The organism is Pseudomonas paraveronii (assembly GCF_963681955.1).
GTDB classification, from domain to species: domain Bacteria; phylum Pseudomonadota; class Gammaproteobacteria; order Pseudomonadales; family Pseudomonadaceae; genus Aquipseudomonas; species Aquipseudomonas paraveronii.
The window spans coordinates 1,755,142-1,775,740 of record NZ_OY817130.1 but is presented as its reverse complement, the minus strand read 5'-3'; the positions used below and the strand labels follow the sequence as shown (position 1 = coordinate 1,775,740).

General features: G+C 61.2%; 15 protein-coding genes and 1 pseudogene. 8 read left to right on the top strand and 8 right to left on the bottom strand.

Translation table 11 applies throughout. From position 1 onward, the window contains the following. Positions 1 to 88 precede the first annotated feature (88 nt). Positions 89 to 673, top strand: coding sequence for a PilZ domain-containing protein (locus U5A08_RS07950; RefSeq protein WP_253394140.1), 585 nt, complete (start codon positions 89 to 91; stop codon positions 671 to 673). A 44-nt stretch (positions 674 to 717) separates the two neighbouring features. Further along, positions 718 to 1,440: a glycerophosphodiester phosphodiesterase gene (locus tag U5A08_RS07945; RefSeq protein WP_247399974.1), complete on the top strand. Its 723-nt coding sequence runs from the start codon at positions 718 to 720 to the stop codon at positions 1,438 to 1,440. Between the two features lie 42 nt (positions 1,441 to 1,482). Here the strand turns inward: U5A08_RS07945 and sthA are convergent, their stop codons facing one another. After that, positions 1,483 to 2,877 (bottom strand): Si-specific NAD(P)(+) transhydrogenase, encoded by a 1,395-nt coding sequence (gene sthA, locus U5A08_RS07940; protein ID WP_247399972.1) that lies wholly within the window; start codon positions 2,875 to 2,877, stop codon positions 1,483 to 1,485. Positions 2,878 to 3,065: 188 nt separating this feature from the next. After that, a pseudogene (locus U5A08_RS07935) lies at positions 3,066 to 4,075 on the bottom strand (FAD:protein FMN transferase). Between the two features lie 64 nt (positions 4,076 to 4,139). Between U5A08_RS07935 and U5A08_RS07930 the strand changes: the two are divergent. Next, positions 4,140 to 4,673, top strand: a complete 534-nt coding sequence (locus U5A08_RS07930) for a chalcone isomerase family protein (protein ID WP_253394137.1) — start codon at positions 4,140 to 4,142, stop codon at positions 4,671 to 4,673. A 196-nt stretch (positions 4,674 to 4,869) separates the two neighbouring features. Here U5A08_RS07930 and U5A08_RS07925 read toward each other — a convergent pair whose 3' ends face one another. Beyond that, entirely contained in the window at positions 4,870 to 6,333 is a 1,464-nt protein-coding gene (locus U5A08_RS07925) for a glyceraldehyde-3-phosphate dehydrogenase (protein ID WP_253394135.1), read from the bottom strand. Between the two features lie 340 nt (positions 6,334 to 6,673). On the opposite strand from U5A08_RS07925, the gene mfd reads away from it, so the two are divergent. Genes mfd through U5A08_RS07910 form a run of 3 tightly spaced genes read left to right on the top strand, consistent with a single transcriptional unit; the run spans position 6,674 to position 13,404 of the window. Then, positions 6,674 to 10,123 (top strand): transcription-repair coupling factor, encoded by a 3,450-nt coding sequence (gene mfd, locus U5A08_RS07920; RefSeq protein ID WP_321851090.1) that lies wholly within the window; start codon positions 6,674 to 6,676, stop codon positions 10,121 to 10,123. An 11-nt stretch (positions 10,124 to 10,134) separates the two neighbouring features. Further along, on the top strand, positions 10,135 to 10,701 hold the full coding sequence (locus U5A08_RS07915) for a CsiV family protein (protein WP_321851088.1): 567 nt from the start codon (positions 10,135 to 10,137) through the stop codon (positions 10,699 to 10,701). 9 nt (positions 10,702 to 10,710) lie between these two features. Next, positions 10,711 to 13,404, top strand: a complete 2,694-nt coding sequence (locus U5A08_RS07910) for a DEAD/DEAH box helicase (RefSeq protein ID WP_253394132.1) — start codon at positions 10,711 to 10,713, stop codon at positions 13,402 to 13,404. A 49-nt stretch (positions 13,405 to 13,453) separates the two neighbouring features. On the opposite strand, the gene nagZ is transcribed toward U5A08_RS07910, so the two are convergent. Together nagZ and U5A08_RS07900 are read right to left on the bottom strand one after the other, a co-directional pair. Then, a complete protein-coding gene (gene nagZ / locus U5A08_RS07905) occupies positions 13,454 to 14,464 on the bottom strand; it encodes a beta-N-acetylhexosaminidase (protein ID WP_321851086.1) in 1,011 nt (336 codons plus the stop codon). Positions 14,465 to 14,607: 143 nt separating this feature from the next. Further along, on the bottom strand, positions 14,608 to 15,315 hold the full coding sequence (locus tag U5A08_RS07900; protein WP_253394130.1) for a TetR/AcrR family transcriptional regulator: 708 nt from the start codon (positions 15,313 to 15,315) through the stop codon (positions 14,608 to 14,610). 263 nt (positions 15,316 to 15,578) lie between these two features. Between U5A08_RS07900 and lexA the strand changes: the two genes are divergently transcribed. Together lexA and sulA are read left to right on the top strand one after the other, a co-directional pair. Continuing rightward, the gene (gene lexA, locus U5A08_RS07895) at positions 15,579 to 16,187 is read left to right on the top strand and encodes a transcriptional repressor LexA (protein WP_003172575.1); all 609 of its coding nucleotides are present in this window, start codon (positions 15,579 to 15,581) and stop codon (positions 16,185 to 16,187) included. 10 nt (positions 16,188 to 16,197) lie between these two features. Then, the gene (gene sulA / locus U5A08_RS07890) at positions 16,198 to 16,671 is read left to right on the top strand and encodes an SOS-induced cell division inhibitor SulA (protein ID WP_253394126.1); all 474 of its coding nucleotides are present in this window, start codon (positions 16,198 to 16,200) and stop codon (positions 16,669 to 16,671) included. Positions 16,672 to 16,788: 117 nt separating this feature from the next. Here the strand turns inward: sulA and U5A08_RS07885 are convergent, their stop codons facing one another. From U5A08_RS07885 to topA, 3 genes are all read right to left on the bottom strand, one after another. Continuing rightward, positions 16,789 to 17,022, bottom strand: a complete 234-nt coding sequence (locus U5A08_RS07885; protein ID WP_053255041.1) for a hypothetical protein — start codon at positions 17,020 to 17,022, stop codon at positions 16,789 to 16,791. Positions 17,023 to 17,199: 177 nt separating this feature from the next. Further along, positions 17,200 to 17,721: a DUF6586 family protein gene (locus tag U5A08_RS07880; RefSeq protein WP_253394124.1), complete on the bottom strand. Its 522-nt coding sequence runs from the start codon at positions 17,719 to 17,721 to the stop codon at positions 17,200 to 17,202. Positions 17,722 to 17,912: 191 nt separating this feature from the next. Further along, entirely contained in the window at positions 17,913 to 20,534 is a 2,622-nt protein-coding gene (topA, locus tag U5A08_RS07875) for a type I DNA topoisomerase (protein WP_247402001.1), read from the bottom strand. Positions 20,535 to 20,599: the final 65 nt, after the last annotated feature.

Genomic DNA, 20,599 nt, shown 5'->3' with positions numbered 1-20,599 from the left:
GCTTGTTCGGAGGAAAAGAAGACGTCCCGGTGGCGGGGTCTGGTAAGCAGCCTTACACTCAGACCATTACCGCTACTTTGGGTTCGCCATGTCGACATTAGATGAAGAAGAACGCCGCGAATACTACCGTATCGACGACATGATCGCACTTCAAATCAAAAGCCTGTCCGCCCCCGAAGCGGCGAGCAAGGAAGTGCTACTGGATGATTCGCCGCTGTTCAACCTGCTCAGTGAACTGCACCTGAGCGAATTCGAAGCCCAGCACCTGTTGCGCCAGCTCAGCGAGAAAGATCGCAGCCTGGCAGCCCTCCTCAGAGTCCAGAACAAACGCCTGGATCTGCTCAGCCAGATCATGGCGCGCGGCCTGCTGGACGAAGTCGGCGCCCCGCAGCCGGTGATCATTTCCGAAGGTGGCATCGACTTCCAGCACCCAACCGCCCTGGCACTTGGCGCCCACCTGGCGGTCAAGCTGGTGCTGATGCCCCAGGCGCTGGGCCTGTTGCTGCGGGCCCGGGTCACCCATTGCGATGCCAAGGGCGCCGCGTTTGCCATCGGCACGGAATTCGAATCCATGACCGACGCCCAACGCCAATTGCTGGCGCGCTACATCCTGCAGAAACAGGCGCAGGAACGGCGTCTGGCGCGGGAACAGAGCGACGCCCCAGACACCTGAATTCGTATTCACCCCGCCAGACGACCTGGCGTAAAGGAGCAACTGTGACCCTGATCTACGGCCACCGCGGTGCCAAAGGCGAAGCACCGGAAAACACCCTGACCAGCTTCCAGCAGTGCCTCAAGCACGGTGTACGCCGTTGCGAACTGGATTTGCACCTGTCCATGGACGGCGAACTGATGGTCATCCACGACCCGACCCTCAAGCGCACCGCCGACCGGCGCGGCAAAGTCGTCGAGTATTCGGCAGCGGACCTGATGAAGATGGACGCACGCAAGGGCGGCCCTGGCTGGGTCAACCCCTGCCCGATCCCGCGCCTGGAAGAGCTGTTCGAAAAGTGCGACTTCGATCACTGGCAACTGGAAGTCAAAAGCGCCTCGCGCACCCGCGCCGCGACCACCGTGCTGGCGATTCGGGAAATGGCCGTGCGTTTCGGCATCATGGACAAGGTCACAGTGACCTCAAGCTCACGGGAAGTGTTGAAAGCGGCCGTGGAACTCACCCCGGACCTGTCGCGCGGGCTGGTAGCCGAATACGCCTGGCTCGACCCGCTGAAGGTCGCGCAAAACTATGGCTGTGAGTATCTGGCGTTGAACTGGACGCTGTGTACCCCCGAGCGTCTGGAAAAAGCCCAGCGCCAGGGATTGCACGTGTCGGTGTGGACAGTCAACGAACCTGCACTGATGCGCAGGCTCGCCGACTTCGGCGTAGATAGCCTGATTACAGACTTTCCCGGTTTGGCCACTGCCACCCTCGAGAATTACTGAAATCGGTCTCCCCGGCCGGCTCAGGCCACCGGCCGGAGCCGCTCAAAAAAGCCGGTTGAGGCCGTCGTAGGCCGCGACCCGATAGGCTTCCGCCATGGTCGGGTAGTTGAACGTGGTGTTGACGAAATACTTGAGGGTATTTTGCTCGCCCGGCTGGTTCATGATGGCCTGGCCGATGTGGACGATCTCCGAAGCCTGGTAGCCGAAGCAATGCACGCCGAGGACTTCCAGAGTTTCACGGTGGAACAGAATCTTCAGCATGCCTTGCGGCTCACCGGCGATCTGCGCACGCGCCATGCTCTTGAAGAACGCCTTGCCCACTTCGTAAGGCACCTTGGCCTTGGTCAGTTCGTGTTCGTTCTTACCGATCGAGCTGATCTCCGGAATCGTATAGATACCGGTCGGCACGTCGTTCACATAGCGCCAGCTGCCATTGTCGACAATGCTGCCAGCGGCCGAACGGCCCTGGTCATGAGCAGCGCTGGCCAGGCTTGGCCAGCCGATCACGTCACCGGCACCGTAGATATTCGGCACACAGGTACGATAGTTCTCGTCCACTTCGATCTGGCCACGGCTGTTGACCTTGACCCCGACATTTTCCATACCCAGCTTGTCGGTGTTACCGGTACGGCCGTTGCACCACAGCAAGGCATCGGCCTTGATCTTCTTGCCGGACTTGAGGTGCAGGATCACACCGTTGTCCAGGCCTTCGACGCGCTCGTACTCTTCGTTGTGGCGCACGGTGATGTTGTTGTTACTGAAGTGGTAACTCAACGCCTGGGAAATTTCCGAGTCGAGGAAACTCAGCAACTGCTCGCGATTGTCCACCAGCTCTACCAGCACACCCAGGCCGCTGAAGATCGAGGCGTATTCGCAGCCGATCACGCCGGCGCCATAGATGATCAGTTTGCGCGGGGTGTGGCCCAGGCTGAGGATGGTATCGCTATCGTAGATACGCGGGTGGTGGAAATCGAGATCCACCGGGCGATACGGGCGCGACCCGGTGGCGATGATGATGTGCTTGGCCACCAGCTTCTCGACCACACCGTTGGGGCAGACCACTTCGATGGTTTGCTCGTCGGCGAAGCTGCCGGTGCCGAAGAACAGGTCGACACGGTTACGGGCGTAATAGCCGGTCCGCGACGCCACCTGTTTGGAGATGACTTTTTCCGCGCTTTTCAGCACGTCCGGGAACGAAAACCAACGCGGCTCGCCAATGGCCCGGAACATCGGGTTGGTGTTGAACTGCATGATCTGGCGTACTGAGTGACGCAAGGCCTTGGACGGGATGGTACCCAGGTGGGTGCAGTTACCGCCGACCTGACGACGGCTATCGACCATCGCCACCTTGCGCCCTGCCTTCGCGGCATTCATCGCCGCACCTTCTCCAGCCGGGCCGGAACCCAGTACTACCACGTCGTAGTTGTAGACAGCCATGCATACTCCTCAGAACAGGCCAGGCCCACGGTTGGACGCCTGGCTAAATCATGCCGCGGCCAGCGGTCATGAAGGACAATTTGGCTCAAGTGTGTGAACCGGGGCACAGTCTATATAAGGCTCAACGCCGCGCACATTAACCCTTGGTCGCGTCGTAGGCCAGTTTTGCCTTTACTACACGGCGCGGATTACGGTTTCACCGCAGTCAGTTGCTCGAACGCCTGATTACTGCGTGTGACGAAAGCATCGCCCTCGCGCAGCACAAAAACGCAGCGATCTGGTGCTGCTCAGCGTAATCCCAGCCTTGCTCCGGCCCAAGGATCAACAGCAACGTCGACACCCCATCAGCCATCAGCGCCGACGGATGCAACACCGTCACCGATGCCAACTGATGAGTAATCGGCGCACCGGTCCGCGCATCCAGGGTGTGGGAATAGCGCCGACCATCCTGCTGGAAATAATTACGATAGTCACCCGATGTGGACACACCAAAGCCGTCGACGTTGATGACTCTTTCGGCGACCCGTTGATCGTCACGGGGTTCTTCCAACGCCACGCGCCAGGGCGAACCGTCAGGTTTGTGACCGGCAGCCTTGAGTTCGCCGGTGGCTTCGGCGAGGTAGTGGTGGATACCCAGGCCGGTCAACAGTTCGGCGATGCGATCCACCGCGTAACCGGCAGCAATGCTGTTGAAATCGACTTCGACGGCGGCGTCCTTGCACAGTTGCTCACCGTCGATACGCAGATGCTGGTGACCGACCCGCTGACGCACCTGCGCCAGCGTCGCGGCGTCCGGCACCCTGAGTTGCCGGGCCTGGGGCCCGAACCCCCACAGGTTCAGCAGCGGTTCCACCGTCAGGTCAAACGCACCCGCGCTGGCCTCGGACAGTTGCTCGCCGGTACGCACCAGTTGCAGAACCGGCGCCGGCATCGGCTGGCAACTGTTGGCCGGCAGGTTATTGAAACGTTCGATATCGGAGTCGCTGCGGTAGGTCGACATCTGTCGGTCGACGTCGCCCAGGATATTTTCCACCTGGCGTTGGAGCTCTTTCGGCGCGGGTGCCGTCGAGCTTCTGACATACTGAATTGAATAGGTGCTGCCCATGGTCGGGCCACCAAACTGCTCCAACGTATCGCCGCCACAGCCGGCCAGCGCCGCAAAACCGCACACCATCGCTATCTGTCGCAGGTTGCTCATAAACCTAATCGCCGTCGAAAATTGAATTAACCTGTAGGCACACACCTTGGCAGGCCCCACCATTATGCGGCATGCGGTTGTCTGTTTATGGCTGATGTTCTCGGTGCCGGCATTCGCCAATGAGGTGGATCGTCTCACCCAGGCGAATTTCCCGGCGCAATCCCAGCAGTTGGCGCTGAAAAACCAAGCGCTGCTGACTTACCTCTGGGCGGATGTGTATGCAGCGGCGCTGTATGCCCCGGCCGAGGTCAGCGCGAAGCAGTCCTGGGATCGGCAAAAAGACCTGCGCCTGGTGCTGTATTACTTTCGCGATATCGACCGCAACGATGTGATTAAAGCCGCGAACACCACCCTTGAACGCCAGCAGACCAGCGCCCGCCTGAAACCAGAGCTTGCGCAACTGCATGGGCGTTTTCGCAACATCCGCAACGGTGATCGCTACGCCCTGGATTTTCGTCCAGGACGCGGCCTGAATCTGGAGATCAATGGCCAGGTGGTGTTCAGCAGTCGCGATGAGGAACTGGCGAGGGCGTACCTGGGCCTCTGGCTGGCGCCGAAGGGGCTGTCCGATAGTTTGCGTGACGAGTTGCTGGATTGAGGGTGTCGGGGCCGCGGCAAAGGCGGCGACTGATCCAGCGCTATCGCGGGCAAGCCCGCTCCCACATTTGACAGCGTACCGCCTGACGCCCCTGTGGGAGCGGGCTTGCCCGCGATGAAGCCGGCGCAAACAACATAAATCCCCAGCCAGAAAAAAGCCCCGAACCAGTCGGGGCTTTTTCATTCAACCTGAACGCTTAGCGCGGGAATGCAGGCGGGTTGACCCCAGCCATGTCTTCCATCACGCGAACGACCTGGCAGCTGTAGCCGAACTCGTTGTCGTACCACACGTACAGCACAACGCGGTTATCCTGGGAAATGGTCGCTTCCGCGTCCACCACGCCGGCGTGGCGCGAGCCAACGAAGTCGGTGGAAACCACTTCCTGCGAGTTGACGAAGTCGATTTGCTTATGCAGATCGGAGTGCAGCGCCATGTAGCGCAGGTACTCGTTCATCTCTTCACGGGTAGCGGCTTTCTCAAGGTTCAGGTTGAGAATCGCCATCGACACGTTAGGCGTCGGCACGCGGATCGCGTTACCGGTCAGCTTGCCGGCCAGCTCAGGCAGGGCCTTGGCGGCAGCGGTGGCGGCACCGGTCTCGGTGATCACCATGTTCAACGCGGCGCTGCGGCCACGGCGATCGCCCTTGTGGAAGTTGTCGATCAGGTTCTGGTCGTTGGTGTACGAGTGAACGGTTTCGACGTGGCCGTTGACGATGCCGAACTTGTCATTGACGGCCTTCAGCACCGGCACGATGGCGTTGGTGGTGCAGGAAGCGGCAGACACGATCTTGTCGTCAGCGGTGATTTCCGCGTGGTTGATGCCGTGAACGATGTTCTTCAGCTTGCCTTTACCAGGCGCAGTCAGGACAACGCGGGCAATACCCGGGCAGGTCAGGTGCTGGCCCAGGCCTTCGGCATCGCGCCATACGCCGGTGTTATCCACCAGCAGGGCGTCCTTGATGCCGTACTGGGTGTAATCCACCTCAGTCGGGTTCTTCGCGTAGATCACCTGGATCAGGTTACCGTTGGCGGTGATGGTGTTGTTTTCTTCGTCGATGACGATGGTGCCGTTGAACGGACCGTGTACCGAGTCGCGACGCAAGAGGCTCGCGCGCTTGGCCAGGTCGTTCTCGGCGCCTTTGCGCACCACGATGGCGCGCAGGCGCAAGCCGTCGCCGCCACCGGTTTTGCCGATCAGGATGCGTGCCAGCAAGCGGCCGATACGACCGAAGCCGTAAAGCACAACGTCAGTGCCTTTGCGGGCGGAAGCGTTCTGCTTGCCCACCACGTCGGCCAATTCTTCACGCACGAACTGCTCGACGGAACGGCCGCTGGCTTGGGCGCGGAATTTGGCGGCCAACTTGCCCAGGTCTACCGAGGCCGCGCCGAGCTTGAGCTCGCTCATGGCTTTGAGCAGAGGGAATGTTTCGTGGACGGAGAGTTCGCTGTCGTTGGCAGAACGATGGCGAGCAAAGCGATGCGCCTTGAGAATCGCGATGACTGATTGGTTGATCAGGCTGCGGCCATAGATCGAGCTCACCACATTGTTATTGCGGTACAGCTGACCGATAAGCGGGATCATCGCTTCAGCGAGTGCTTCACGGTCGATCCATTCACCAAGACACTGGTCGGGCTTCTGAGTCACGGGAACCTTCCACATGTAGGGGCTGAAAAAAGGGGCTACATTATGCCGCCAGGCCGCCCCAGGAGCAATGCGCGTCCCACAACAAAAAGCTCTCATCCAAAAAAGCCACCCCGCTGCAGCCCAGTAAATACGCGGGTTCCAGAAGGCCACTAGTGGAGCAGGCGGGGCGACTTGTCCGTAACCCTCCGAAAACTATGTGCATTTCAGCACTACATACTGAGTCAAAACACGCCATTGTTTGTCTTAGCCACTACATTTCCCACAAACCGTAATAGGCTCAGTCAGCAACTGACAGGCGGCACCTCGGGCCGTTACAATTACCGACTTTGTCGCAACGCTTGGAGCTCAACCTTCCGTGCCCGTTCTGCGTCTACCGCTACTCCCTGCCGCGGCAGGTAAACAGCACTGGGGTAACTTGCCCGGTGCCGCCCTGAGCCTGGCCATCGCCGAGGCTGCCAGCGCAGCCAAGCGCTTTACCCTGCTGCTTACCGCCGACAGCCAAAGCGCCGAACGGCTGGAGCAGGAGCTGAGCTTCTTCGCCCCCGATTTGCCGGTGCTGCACTTTCCCGACTGGGAAACCCTGCCCTACGACCTGTTCTCGCCGCACCAGGACATCATTTCCCAGCGCATCGCCAGCCTGTACCGCCTGCCGGAACTGGCCCACGGCGTGTTGGTGGTGCCGATCACCACGGCGCTGCATCGCCTGGCGCCGACCAAGTTCCTGCTGGGCAGCAGCCTGGTGCTGGATATCGGCCAGAAGCTCGACGTCGAGCAAATGCGCACGCGCCTGGAAGCCAGCGGCTACCGCTGCGTCGACACGGTCTATGAGCACGGCGAATTCGCGGTACGCGGCGCGCTGATCGACCTGTTCCCGATGGGCAGCAAGTTGCCGTACCGCATCGACCTGTTCGACGACGAAATCGAGACCCTGCGCACCTTCGATCCGGAAAACCAGCGCTCCATCGACAAGGTCGAGTCGGTCAAACTGCTGCCGGCGCGGGAGTTCCCGCTGCAAAAAGACGCGGTGACACGCTTCAAGGCGCGCTTTCGCGAGCGCTTCGACGTGGACTTCCGCCGCTGCCCGATCTTCCAGGACTTGAGCAGCGGGATTACCCCCGCCGGTATCGAGTACTACCTGCCGCTGTTCTTCGACGAAACCTCCACCCTGTTCGACTACCTGCCCCAGGACACCCAGGTGTTCTCGCTGCCGGGCATCGAGCAAGCGGCGGAAAACTTCTGGAACGACGTGCGCAACCGCTATGAAGAGCGTCGCGTCGATCCATCCAGGCCTTTATTACCGCCCGCCGAACTGTTCCTGCCGGTGGAAGACTGCTTCGCCCGCCTGAAAAACTGGCCGCGCGTGGTCGTCAGCCAAGAGGATGTGGACGCCGGCACGGGCCGCGCGCGCTTCCCGGCGCAAAACCTGCCGAACCTGGCGATTGAAGCCAAGGCCAGCCAACCGCTCGAAGCGCTGTCCAACTTCCTCGGCGATTTCCCCGGTCGCGTGCTGTTTACCGCCGAATCGGCCGGGCGCCGCGAAGTGCTGCTGGAGCTGCTGGAACGCCTGAAGCTGCGCCCGAAAACCGTCGACAGTTGGCCGGACTTCATCGCCAGCAAAGAGCGCCTGGCGATCACCATCGCGCCGCTGAATGAAGGCCTGCAGCTGGACGATCCGGCCCTGGCGCTGATCGCCGAAAGCCCGTTGTTCGGTCAACGGGTGATGCAGCGTCGTCGCCGCGATAAACGCGCCGACGCCAACAACGACGCCGTGATCAAAAACCTCACCGAGTTGCGCGAAGGCGCGCCAGTGGTGCATATCGACCACGGCGTCGGCCGCTACCTCGGCCTGCAAACCCTGGAAATCGACAACCAGGCCGCCGAATTCCTCACCATGGAATACGCCGAAGGCGCCAAGCTGTATGTGCCGGTGGCCAACCTGCACCTGATCGCCCGCTACACCGGCAGCGACGATGCCCTGGCGCCGTTGCACCGCCTCGGTTCCGAGACCTGGCAGAAAGCCAAGCGCAAGGCCGCCGAACAGGTGCGCGACGTCGCCGCCGAGCTGCTCGACATTTATGCCCGGCGTGCAGCGCGCGAAGGTTACGCCTTCGCCGACCCGAAAGCCGACTACGCCACTTTCAGTGCCGGCTTCGCCTTCGAAGAAACCCCGGACCAGCAAACCACCATCGACGCCGTGCGCGCCGACATGCTCGCGCCCAAGCCGATGGACCGCCTGGTGTGCGGCGACGTGGGCTTCGGCAAGACCGAAGTGGCGATGCGCGCAGCCTTCATCGCGGTGCATGGCGGCAAGCAAGTGGCGATCCTGGTGCCGACCACCCTGCTCGCCCAGCAGCACTACAACAGTTTCCGTGACCGCTTTGCCGACTGGCCGGTGACCGTGGAAGTGATGAGCCGCTTCAAGTCCGCCAAGGAAGTGAATGCCGCCGTCGCCGACCTGGCGGAGGGCAAGATCGACATCGTGATCGGCACGCACAAGCTGCTGTCGGACGATGTGAAGATCAAGAACCTGGGCCTGGTGATCATCGACGAAGAACACCGCTTCGGGGTGCGCCAGAAAGAACAGCTCAAGGCCCTGCGCAGCGAAGTCGACATTCTGACCCTCACCGCCACGCCGATTCCGCGCACGCTGAACATGGCGGTGTCGGGCATGCGCGACCTGTCGATCATCGCCACCCCGCCGGCGCGGCGCCTGTCGGTGCGCACCTTCGTGATGGAGCAGAACAACAGCACGGTCAAGGAAGCGTTGCTGCGTGAATTGCTGCGCGGCGGGCAGGTGTATTACCTGCACAACGACGTGAAGACCATCGAGAAATGCGCCGCCGACCTCGCTGCATTGGTGCCGGAAGCGCGCATCGCCATCGGCCACGGGCAAATGCGCGAGCGCGACCTCGAACAGGTGATGAGCGACTTCTACCACAAGCGCTTCAACGTGCTGATCGCCTCGACCATCATCGAGACCGGCATCGACGTGCCAAGCGCCAACACCATCATCATCGAGCGCGCCGACAAGTTCGGCCTGGCACAACTGCATCAACTGCGCGGCCGCGTCGGACGCAGTCACCACCAGGCCTACGCCTACCTGCTGACGCCACCGCGCCAGCAAATCACCGGCGACGCGGAAAAACGCCTGGAAGCCATCGCCAACACCCAGGACCTGGGCGCCGGCTTTGTGCTGGCCACCAACGACCTGGAAATCCGTGGCGCCGGCGAACTGCTCGGCGACGGCCAGAGCGGGCAGATCCAGGCCGTGGGCTTCACCCTGTATATGGAAATGCTCGAACGTGCGGTGAAAGCCATCCGCAAGGGCGAGCAACCGAACCTCGACCAACCGCTGGGCGGCGGCCCGGAGATCAACCTGCGCTTGCCGGCGTTGATTCCCGAAGACTACCTGCCGGACGTCCACGCACGGCTGATCCTGTACAAACGCATCGCCTCGGCCACCGACGAAGAAGGCCTCAAGGACTTGCAAGTAGAGATGATCGACCGCTTCGGCCTGTTGCCGGAACCGACCAAGAACCTGGTGCGCCTGACCCTGCTCAAATTGCAGGCTGAGCAACTGGGCATCAAGAAGGTCGACGCCGGGCCGCAGGGCGGGCGCATCGAGTTCGAAGCGCAGACGCCAGTGGACCCGCTGGTGCTGATCAAGCTGATCCAGGGCCAGCCCAACCGTTACAAGTTCGAAGGGGCTACGCTGTTCAAGTTCATGGTGCCGATGGAACGCGCCGAAGAACGTTTCAATACCTTGGAGGCGCTGTTTGAGCGCCTCATCCCGAAATCTGCTTGAAGGACGCCCCAATGCGCGTGTTCCGCATTCTGAGCTTGTTATTAGTGGTACTCGCACCCTCGGCGTTTGCCGACAGCCTGTACCAAGTGGAAATGGTTCTGGTGCGCCAGAACATGGAGCCGGTGATCAACAGCCGCGCCGCGCCGGAAGACTGGGATGCCGGCGCCATGCGCCTGGGCGACAGAAAGAGCCCGCCGCGCCTGGGCACGATCGTCGACAAACTTCGCGCAGACGCCAACTACACCGTGCTCGCACACAAGGCCTGGGAACAGAACCTCGGCGAGCAACCGGTAAAGATCGCGATCACCGACGGCCAGGAGCAGTTCGGCCAGTTTCCCATCGAGGGCGTGCTGAACCTGCAACTGGGCCGTTTTACCGATATCGACGCCGACTTCTGGATCAACCAGTTTGACGGCAACGGCAGCGTCATCGCCAGCGAGCACCTCGCGCAGAAAGACGTGCGCACCAAGAACAACCAGCTCAACTACCTGGATGGCGGCCACCTCGCGCTGCTGATCAAGATCACCTCGTTGACCGCCAAGCAGCCCAGCGCACCGCCCACCGACCTTCAGGACTGATCCAGCGCCATGCCCCTGACGTCGCCGCTGACCAAGCCCTTGGCCCCTTCGTGGGCCAATCGCTTCAAAGAACAAAGCCTGGAGCGCGGGCGGCGCTATGCCCTGGAAAACCGCGTGCGCATCGTCGAGTCGGGCGACAGCACCATCATCGCCAGTTGCGAAGGCTCGGGCAGCAACGTCTACCGGCAGACCATCTCGTTGCGCGAATCGGCCAAGGGCACGCTGATCCTGGTGGACAGCCGCTGTACCTGCCCGGTACACACCAACTGCAAACACATCGCGGCGGTGCTGCTCAAGGTCCAGGAAACCCTGGCCTACCCGGCGGCGGCCCAGGACGCCGAACTGCTGGAAAAACTCCAGGCCGTGCTGGACAACCGCGTGGTGTTGCCGCAAGTGGTGATGGACGATGTGCTGCCCGTGCCGCGCTTGTGGCTGGCGAGTGTCGAGTTCAGCGCGTTCGAGCCGCGCAACGGCAAGATGCAGCGCTATATCCAGCACCGTGCGGCGCTGTCGTTCAATTATCTGGGCAACTACGTCAGCGGGCAAAAGAACGCCGACATCATCGTCCGCCAGGAAACCCAGAGCCTGCGAATCAAGCGGCACCCCGAGCAGGAACAACGCTATCGCGAGCAACTGCGCCTGCTCGGCTTCAAGATCGCCACGCGCCAGAGCAAAGCGCTGCCGGAAAGTGCCGGCGAGCTGTTCGAGATGGTCAATGACAGCGCCTGGCTGAACTTCACCCTCAACGCATCGCCGACACTGCGGGCAGAAGGCTGGGAGTTGCAGATCGACGACGACTTCGGCTTCGACCTGAGCCCGGTGGACGACTGGTATGCCACCGTCGACGAAGGGCCGGAGCGTGACTGGTTCGATCTGGAACTGGGGATCATCGTCAACGGTGAGCGCCTGAGCCTGTTGCCGATCCTGCTCAACCTGATGCGTTCGCACACCGAGATCCTCAACCCGGAAAAACTCGCGCGGCGCCGCGATGACGAACTGATCCTGGTCAACATCCCCGGCCTGCCCAACGGTGGCCATGGCCCGCTGCAAGTGGCGCTGCCCTACGGCCGCTTGAAACCCGTACTGGCCACCCTCGGCGAGTTTTACCTGCAGGAACCCGGCACCACCACGCTGCGCCTGGCCAAAGCCGACGCGATCCGCCTCAACCCGCTGGAAGACCTGCCCCTGCAATGGGAAGGCGGCGAGAAGATCCGCAACTTCGCCCAGCGCCTGCGCGACATCAAGGATTTCACCTGCGTCGCGCCCGAGGGCTTGAACGCGACCTTGCGCCCCTATCAGTTGGAGGGCTTGAGCTGGATGCAGTCACTGCGCCAACTGGATGTGGGCGGCATTCTTGCGGACGACATGGGCCTGGGCAAAACCCTACAGACCCTGGCGCATATTCTCAGCGAAAAGATCGCCGGGCGCCTGGACCGCCCGTGCATGGTGGTGATGCCCACCAGCCTGATTCCCAACTGGCTCGACGAAGCCGCGCACTTCACGCCGCAACTCAAGGTCCTGGCGCTGTATGGCGCCACGCGCAAAAAGCACTTCGCGAACTTGCAGGACTACGACCTGCTGCTGACCACGTATGCGTTGCTGCCCAAAGACATCGAGCAGCTCACCGCCCTGCCCTTGCATGTGCTGATCCTCGACGAAGCGCAGTACATCAAGAACCCTTCGAGCAAGGCGGCCCAGGCGGCGCGTGAGCTCAACGCACGGCAGCGCCTGTGCCTGAGCGGCACGCCGTTGGAAAACCACCTGGGCGAGCTGTGGTCGCTGTTCCACTTCCTGTTGCCGGGCTGGTTGGGCGACGTGAAAAGCTTCAACCGCGACTACCGCGTGCCCATTGAAAAACGCGCCAGCGATGTACGATTGCAGCACCTGAACGGTCGGATCAAACCCTTCCTGCTGCGCCGTACCAAGGAACAGGTGGCGACGGAATTGCCGCCGAAAACCGAGATCATCCACTGGGTCGAGCTCAATGAAGCCCAGCGCGACGTGTACGAAACCATGCGCCTGGCCATGGACAAAAAAGTCCGCGACGAGATCACCCGCAAAGGCGTGGCGCGCAGCCAGATCATCATTCTTGAAGCGCTGCTCAAGTTGCGCCAGGTGTGCTGCGACTTGCGCCTGGTCAACGATGCCACCCTACCGGCGCGCGGCAGCAGCTCGGGTAAGCTCGACAGCTTGATGGAGATGCTCGAAGAGCTGTTTGCCGAAGGTCGCCGGATTTTGTTGTTTTCCCAGTTCACCTCGATGCTGAGCTTGATTGAAGTCGAGCTGAAAAAACGCGGCGTCGCCTACGCGCTGCTGACCGGCCAGACCCGCGATCGGCGCACGCCGGTGAAGGACTTCCAGAGCGGCAAGCTGCAGATCTTTCTGATCAGCCTGAAGGCAGGTGGCGTGGGCCTGAACCTGACCGAAGCCGACACCGTGATCCACTATGACCCGTGGTGGAACCCGGCCACGGAAAACCAGGCCACTGACCGTGCGTATCGCATCGGCCAGGAAAAGCCGGTATTCGTGTACAAGATGATTGCGCGGGGCACGGTGGAGGAGAAAATCCAGCACCTGCAGAAGGAAAAGTCCGACCTGGCAGCAGGCGTGCTGGACGGGCGGACCACCGGGGATTGGCAGTTGGGCAACGAGGATATCGAGGCGCTGTTTGCGCCGTTGCCCAATAAGCAAGAAAAGCGCTGACGGTTAGATCGCCTATCGCGGGCCTGCCCGCGATAGGCGCGCCGCCGCCTTAATCGATCAACTGCGCCTCGCGCAGTGCCCTGAGCGCCACCAGCCAACGCGGATCTTGCTTATAGTCCGTCGACGCAATCGCTTGCCCACGCATCCGCGCAATCCGCGCCGATGGCGTGACCTTCATGCGCTGGGCCGCACTCAGCGCCAGTTCGGCAGCCGCCCGATCATTGCACACCAGGCCCATGTCGCAACCTGCCGTCAGTGCGGCTTCAATACGGCTGGCCGCATCCCCGACCACATGGGCACCGGCCATGGACAGGTCGTCGCTGAAAATCACCCCGTCAAACTGCAGCTCGCCGCGCAGGATGTCCTGCAACCAGCGGCGCGAGAAACCGGCAGGCTGGGCGTCGACTTGCGGGTAAATGACGTGTGCCGGCATCACCGCCGCCAATTGCTGACTCAGGCGTGCGAAAGGCACCAAGTCATTGGCGCGAATCTGTTCCAGGCTGCGTTCGTCATTGGGAATCGCAACGTGGGAATCGGCCTCAGCCCAACCGTGCCCCGGGAAATGCTTGCCGGTGGCGGCCATGCCGGCGCTGTTCATGCCGCGGATAAACGCACCGGCAAGCACTGCGGCGCGCTCGGGGTCGCCCTCGAAGGAACGGCTGCCGACCACCGCGCTGCGCTGGTAGTCCAGGTCCAGCACGGGGGCGAAGCTCAGGTCCAGGCCAACGGCCAGGACTTCAGTGGCCATGATCCAGCCACACTGTTCGGCGAGGTATTCGGCATTGGGGTGACCCGCCAGCGCGCGCATGGCCGGCAGACGCACAAAACCCTGGCGCAAGCGCTGCACGCGACCGCCCTCCTGGTCGACCGCCAGCAGCAGGTCCGGGCGCACGGCACGAATCGCCGCGCTCAATTCCCGCACCTGGCGCGGATGCTCGATATTGCGTGCAAAAATGATCAGGCCGCCCACCTCAGGCTGGCGCAACAGGTGGCGATCCTCGGCCGTCAGCCAGGTGCCGGCAACGTCGACCATCAAAGAACCTTGCAGGGCAGCAGTCATAAACCTTCCTTAAATAACGCACACAACCCGTTGCTCTCGCGGCGCGACGGGGGCGGCGAGAACAACGGGTTGCGAGTCAATAGCTGAATTCGGCATGGGCGGCTAGCTTAGCGGATGCCAGCGGCCGCGCACACCCGGGGCGGTCAAACCTTCGCGGGGATTGGCGTGGATTTGCTGCGCGGACGCAATTGGGCGGCGGCCATGGCCTGGTCGGTCACGCCGGTTTCGGCGCGCATGCCCGCAGCGAGGAACGGCACCATCAGGCGCATCACCTGTTCGATGGAGGTGTTGACGCCAAAGTCAGTCTCGGCAATTGCCCGCAACGCTTTGATCCCGGACATGCTGAATGCCGCCGCGCCGAGCATGAAATGTACGCGCCAGAACAATTCGATCGGCGGAATGCGCGGGGCGGCTTCGTTGACCAGCAACATATAGCGGCGGAATACCTTGCCGTACATGTCTTCCAGGTAGCGGCGCAGGTGGCCTTGGCTCTGGCTGAACGCCAGGCCCAACAGGCGCATGAAGATCGACAGGTCGTTGCCGCTGCGGGGCTGCACCACCAGCGCTTGCTCAACGAGGATTTCCAGCAGTTCTTCCAGGCTCGGCTTATGGTCGGCCTTGGCCTGGCGGCGTTCGAGCTCACGGTCGAGACTGGCGCAGAACGGCCCCAGGAAACGCGAGAACACCGCCTGGATCAGGGCTTTTTTTGAGCCGAAATGGTAGTTCACGGCGGCGAGGTTGACCCCGGCCTTGCTGGTGATCAGCCGCAATGAGGTTTCAGCAAATCCTTTTTCCGCGAACAATTGCTCGGCAGCATCGAGAATGCGTTCAACGGTTTCCGACTGGGCCATGGCTACTCCGCCTGACAAACACTTGTTTGAAACATACGTTTCAGGTTGTGTCTTGTCAAGCCTGCGGGTTCGCTTTCCGGCTGGGCAGTCATCTATTTGAAGGCTATTTAATCACATCCTTTCAACTCTGTAGGCAGCGCTGTCTTTGCGTTGTAGGAGGGCTGACGAATGACCGTCCAGCGGACGCGCAAAAAAGGATGATTGCCAAGCGCAGTCCACTGTATATAATCCCAGTCACTGTATAAAAAGACAGAGCGATCAACATGCTAAAACTGACGCCACGCCAAGCTGAGATTCTGGCTTTTATCAAGCGCTGCCTCGACGACAACGGCTACCCGCCGACGCGTGCGGAAATTGCGCTGGAGCTGGGGTTCAAATCCCCCAACGCCGCCGAAGAACACCTCAAGGCCCTCGCTCGCAAAGGCGCGATCGAGATGACCCCGGGCGCTTCGCGGGGCATTCGCATCCCCGGTTTCGAAGCCAAGGCCGACGAATCGACCCTGCCGATCATCGGCCGCGTCGCTGCCGGCGCGCCGATCCTGGCGCAGCAGCACGTCGAGGAATCCTGCAACATCAACCCGACCTTCTTCCATCCTCGCGCCGACTACCTGTTGCGGGTGCATGGCATGAGCATGAAGGACGTGGGCATTTTCGACGGCGACCTGTTGGCTGTCCACACCACTCGCGAAGCCCGTAATGGCCAGATCGTCGTCGCCCGTATCGGCGACGAAGTCACCGTCAAACGCTTCAAGCGCGAAGGCAGCAAGGTCTGGCTCCTGGCCGAGAACCCTGAGTTCGCCCCGATCGAAGTCAACCTGAAAGACCAGGACCTGGTGATCGAAGGCCTGAGCGTCGGCGTCATTCGCCGCTAAAGGAGGCATCATGCAGCTCGTGCACACACCCCAACACACACAACTGTCGCTGTTCGAGGCCTTTATGGCCCAACCCCTTGCGCCCATCCTCAAGGAAACGGTCGAGGCGCCCTGGAGCGCCGAGCCTGAGGCGTTCAGTGAACTGTCGTTGCGCGGTGCGGCCGGGAGCTGCCTGAGCCTGCTGGCGCCGATCCTGCGCGAACTGAGCGAGGAACAGGATGCACGCTGGTTGACGCTGATCGCCCCGCCCGCCAGCCTGACCCAAGCCTGGCTGCGGGACGCCGGTCTCAACCGAGAGCGCATCCTGTTGCTACAACCACGCGGAGCGCAAAGCGCGCAACAGTTGACCTGCGAAGCCCTGCGCCTGGGCCGCAGCCATACAGTGGTGAGCTGGTTGAACCCGCTGAATGCCAACGCCAAGCAGCAGTTGATCAGTGCAGCGCGCACTGGCGATGCACAGAGCTTGAATATTCGTTTGGGGTAAATGCAACAGTCAGACTCGCGGCTAGCTGACCTTGGTCAGTGCCCGCGATCGACGCGAGGCTTCTTCAGGCTGAGAAGCCGATCTGCAACATACAGCCAAAAAAGCGACCAGCGAGACTCAGTGCAGAACCCGTGGACCGTCGTCCTTCTCCGGTTCGCCTTCCGCCAAGCGGCCAGCCATCTGCACACCAACGCTCAACATGGCTTTAGCCACTTCCACGTGCTGGCCTTGCAGGAATGCCTTGGCGTCCTCGGAAAAGTCCAAGATAACCAGAGAACCCTCGTCCTCAGCCCGGCGCAGCTCGATTCGGCCGTCAGGCAATTCAACAATTTCCAGAAAGGACGTCGGCATAAAAGTCTATTCTCCACGAAAGGCCGGGATTATATCAGTCATCTGCCGGGCCTCGCAGAGGATCTGGCGAGGTTTCTTTACGGCTGGATGAATGGTGTCCGTTGGATCACCGCTGCTGCGGTGGGAGCTGGTTTGCCTGCTCCCACATTGCCCAGAGCAATTGGCAGATAACTTAGCTCAGCACTCGTTCAAACCTTCGCGAAAACGCAGCGCCATCTTTTTCAGCTCTTGGCGCCAGCCTTCTAGCTCTTCGCGGCTCAACGGCTTCGGTTCATCCTCTTCCAGCGCCAGCGCCACGATCAACGGCTGGGTCACATCGCCCTTGGGGACATGAGGAACACGTGGCGGCTGGAACATATCGGCATGCGCTTTGAGCAGGCGCGCTACCCAACTGTCGGGGCTTTGCGCCATTTCCACCAGCTCGGCGAGCTCAGGGATCGCCATGGCGTCCAGCACTTCGCGATTCATGATCATTTCCGCACGCGGCGAACCGGCCTGGGGTAAACGGTAGAACCCGGCGATTTCATGACACAACCCCAGCAAGGCACCGTAGAGATGAAACAAGGCCGCCTCACGTCCCGCCTGGACCAGCGCGATGGCGTTCATCTCCTTCCCTGCCTCGGCGCGGCCAAGGGCTTCCAGGGACAAACCCGCAAAGTAAATTTTCTGATTGGTACGGGTATAGAGTTCGTTGGCCATGACGGCAATCTCCACAACGAATAGGCGTGATGCTGGTATGTAGGAGCGGACTTGCCCGCAAAAAAAACCGGGAGCGCCGTGGGGCATCAGGTTTTTCGCGTAATCGTTAACGACCTTCGCGAGCAAGCTCGCTCCTACAGCAAGCAAAAGCCGTCTATGCAGACGGCTTTTAGCGTTATCAGATTAACCGATCAAGCGCCCTGGCGCTTGTCCTCGACCTTCCACTTGCCGCCGTCGTAGAACGCCTTCCAACCAGTAGGTTTACCGTCCACTTCGGACTGAACGTACTGTTCCTTGGTCTTGCGGCTGTAGCGGATCACGGCCGGGCGACCGTCCGGGTCCTTCTTCGGCGCTTCACACAGGAAGTGGTACTTCGGATCGATCTCATCCTTGTGCGGCACGATCTCCAGCACCAACGGCGCACGGGTCTCGCGGTTTTTCGGGAACTGGCTGGCAGCCAGGAACAGCCCCGAAGCGCCATCACGCAGGATGTAGGTGTCGTTGACCTTCTCGCACTTGAGCTCGGGCATCTTCACCGGGTCCATCTTCGGTGGTGCCGCATCACCGCTTTTCAGCAGTTTGCGGGTGTTCTTGCACGTCGGGTTGGTGCAACCGAAGAACTTGCCGAAACGGCCGGTCTTGAGCTGCATCTCGCTGCCGCACTTGTCACATTCCAGGCTCGGGCCTTCGTAGCCCTTGATGCGGTAGCTGCCCTCTTCGATCTCGTAGCCGTCGCAATCCGGGTTGTTACCGCAGATGTGCAACTTGTGCTTCTCGTCCAACAGGTAGGCATCCATCGCCGTGCTGCAGATCGGGCAACGGTGCTTGCCACGCAGGACCAGCGACTCGGATTCACCCTCGTCGTCGGCGGCGATTTCATCGCCCGGCACCAGGTTGACGGTGGCCTTGCAGCGTTCTTTCGGCGGCAGGCTGTAGCCCGAGCAACCGAGGAATACGCCGGTGGACGCGGTACGAATCTGCATCGGCCGGCCGCAGGTCAGGCACGGGATGTCGGTCATCACCGGCTGGTTGGCACGCATGCCGCTGTCCGGGCTTTCGGCCACTTCGAGCTTCTTCTTGAAGTCGCCGTAGAACTCGTCGAGTACGTTCTTCCAGTCGCGCTCGCCGTGGGCCACGTCGTCGAGGTTCTCTTCCATGCCGGCAGTGAAGCCGTAGTCCATCAGGTTGGAGAAACTCTCGGACAGACGCTCGGTGACGATGTCGCCCATCTTTTCCGAATAGAAACGACGGTTGTGCAGCGCCACGTAGCCACGGTCCTGGATGGTGGAAATGATCGCCGCATAGGTCGAAGGACGACCGATACCGCGTTTCTCCATTTCCTTCACAAGGCTGGCTTCCGAATAACGCGCCGGCGGCTTGGTGAAATGCTGGGACGGGTCGAGCTTGATCAGCTTCAACGTGTCGCCCTGGGCCATGTCCGGCAGCACATCGTCGTCGCCTGGCTTGGCGATTTGCGGCATCACGCGAGTGTAGCCGTCGAACTTGAGGATACGGCCTTTGGCACGCAGCTCGAAGTCGCCTGCGCCCACACTGACGGTGGTGGACAGGTATTGCGCCGGCAGCATCTGGCAGGCCAGGAACTGGCGCCAGATGAGCTCGTAGAGACGCTCAGCGTCACGCTCCATGCCGGTCAGCTTACTCGGCTCGGTGTTGGCGTCGGAAGGACGAATCGCTTCGTGAGCCTCTTGGGCGCCTTCTTTGCTGCTGTAGACGTTCGGGTTTTCCGGCAGGTACTTCTTGCCGAACTCGCTTTCAATATACGTGCGCGCCATCGCCACCGCGTCTTGCGACAGGTTGGTGGAGTCGGTACGCATATAGGTGATGTAGCCGGCTTCGTACAGACGCTGGGCCATCATCATGGTTTTCTTCACGCCGAAGCCCAGGCGGTTACTGGCGGCCTGTTGCAGGGTGGACGTGATGAACGGCGCCGACGGCTTGCTGCTGGTCGGTTTGTCTTCGCGCTTGACGATGCTGTAGCTGGAAGACTTGAGCTTCTCCAGCGCAGCCATGGCCTGGGTTTCGTTCAGCGGCTTGAAGGCCTCGCCTTTCTCACGGGCCACTTCGAAACGCACGTTATTGCCCTTGGCGGTACCGAGGTCCGCGTGGACTTCCCAATACTCTTCGGGGTTGAACGCACGAATTTCACGTTCACGCTCTACCACCAGCTTGACCGCTACCGATTGCACACGGCCGGCGGACAGGCCACGGGCAATTTTGGCCCACAGCAGTGGCGAAACCATGTAACCCACGACGCGGTCGAGGAAACGCCGGGCCTGCTGGGCGTTGACACGGTCGATATCCAGTTCGCCCGGCTTGGAGAAGGCTTCCTGGATGGCTTTCTTGGTGATTTCGTTGAACACCACACGCTTGTAGCGGCTGTCATCGCCGCCGATGGCTTCCCGCAGGTGCCAGGCAATGGCTTCCCCTTCGCGGTCCAAGTCCGTTGCGAGATAGATGGTGTCGGCATCTTTGGCGAGCCGGCGCAGCTCTTCGATGACCTTTTCCTTGCCCGGAAGGATTTCGTACTTGGCCTTCCAGCCATGTTCCGGGTCCACACCCATGCGCGAGACCAGTTGCTTGCGCGCTTTCTCTTTAGGCGTGAGTACCGGACCTTCGCCCGCAGCCGCCTTGCCGCGCTTGGCGGCTGGCTCCTTGCTGGCGCTAGCCGAACCGCTGGTGGGCAGGTCTCGGATATGGCCGATACTCGACTTCACCACGTACTCGTTGCCCAAGTACTTGTTGATGGTCTTGGCCTTAGCCGGGGATTCCACAATGACCAGCGATTTGCCCATGGATCGGAAAATTCCTGAATTCGAGAAGTGAAAGGCAGTTGGCGCCTGACGCGGCAACGCTATAT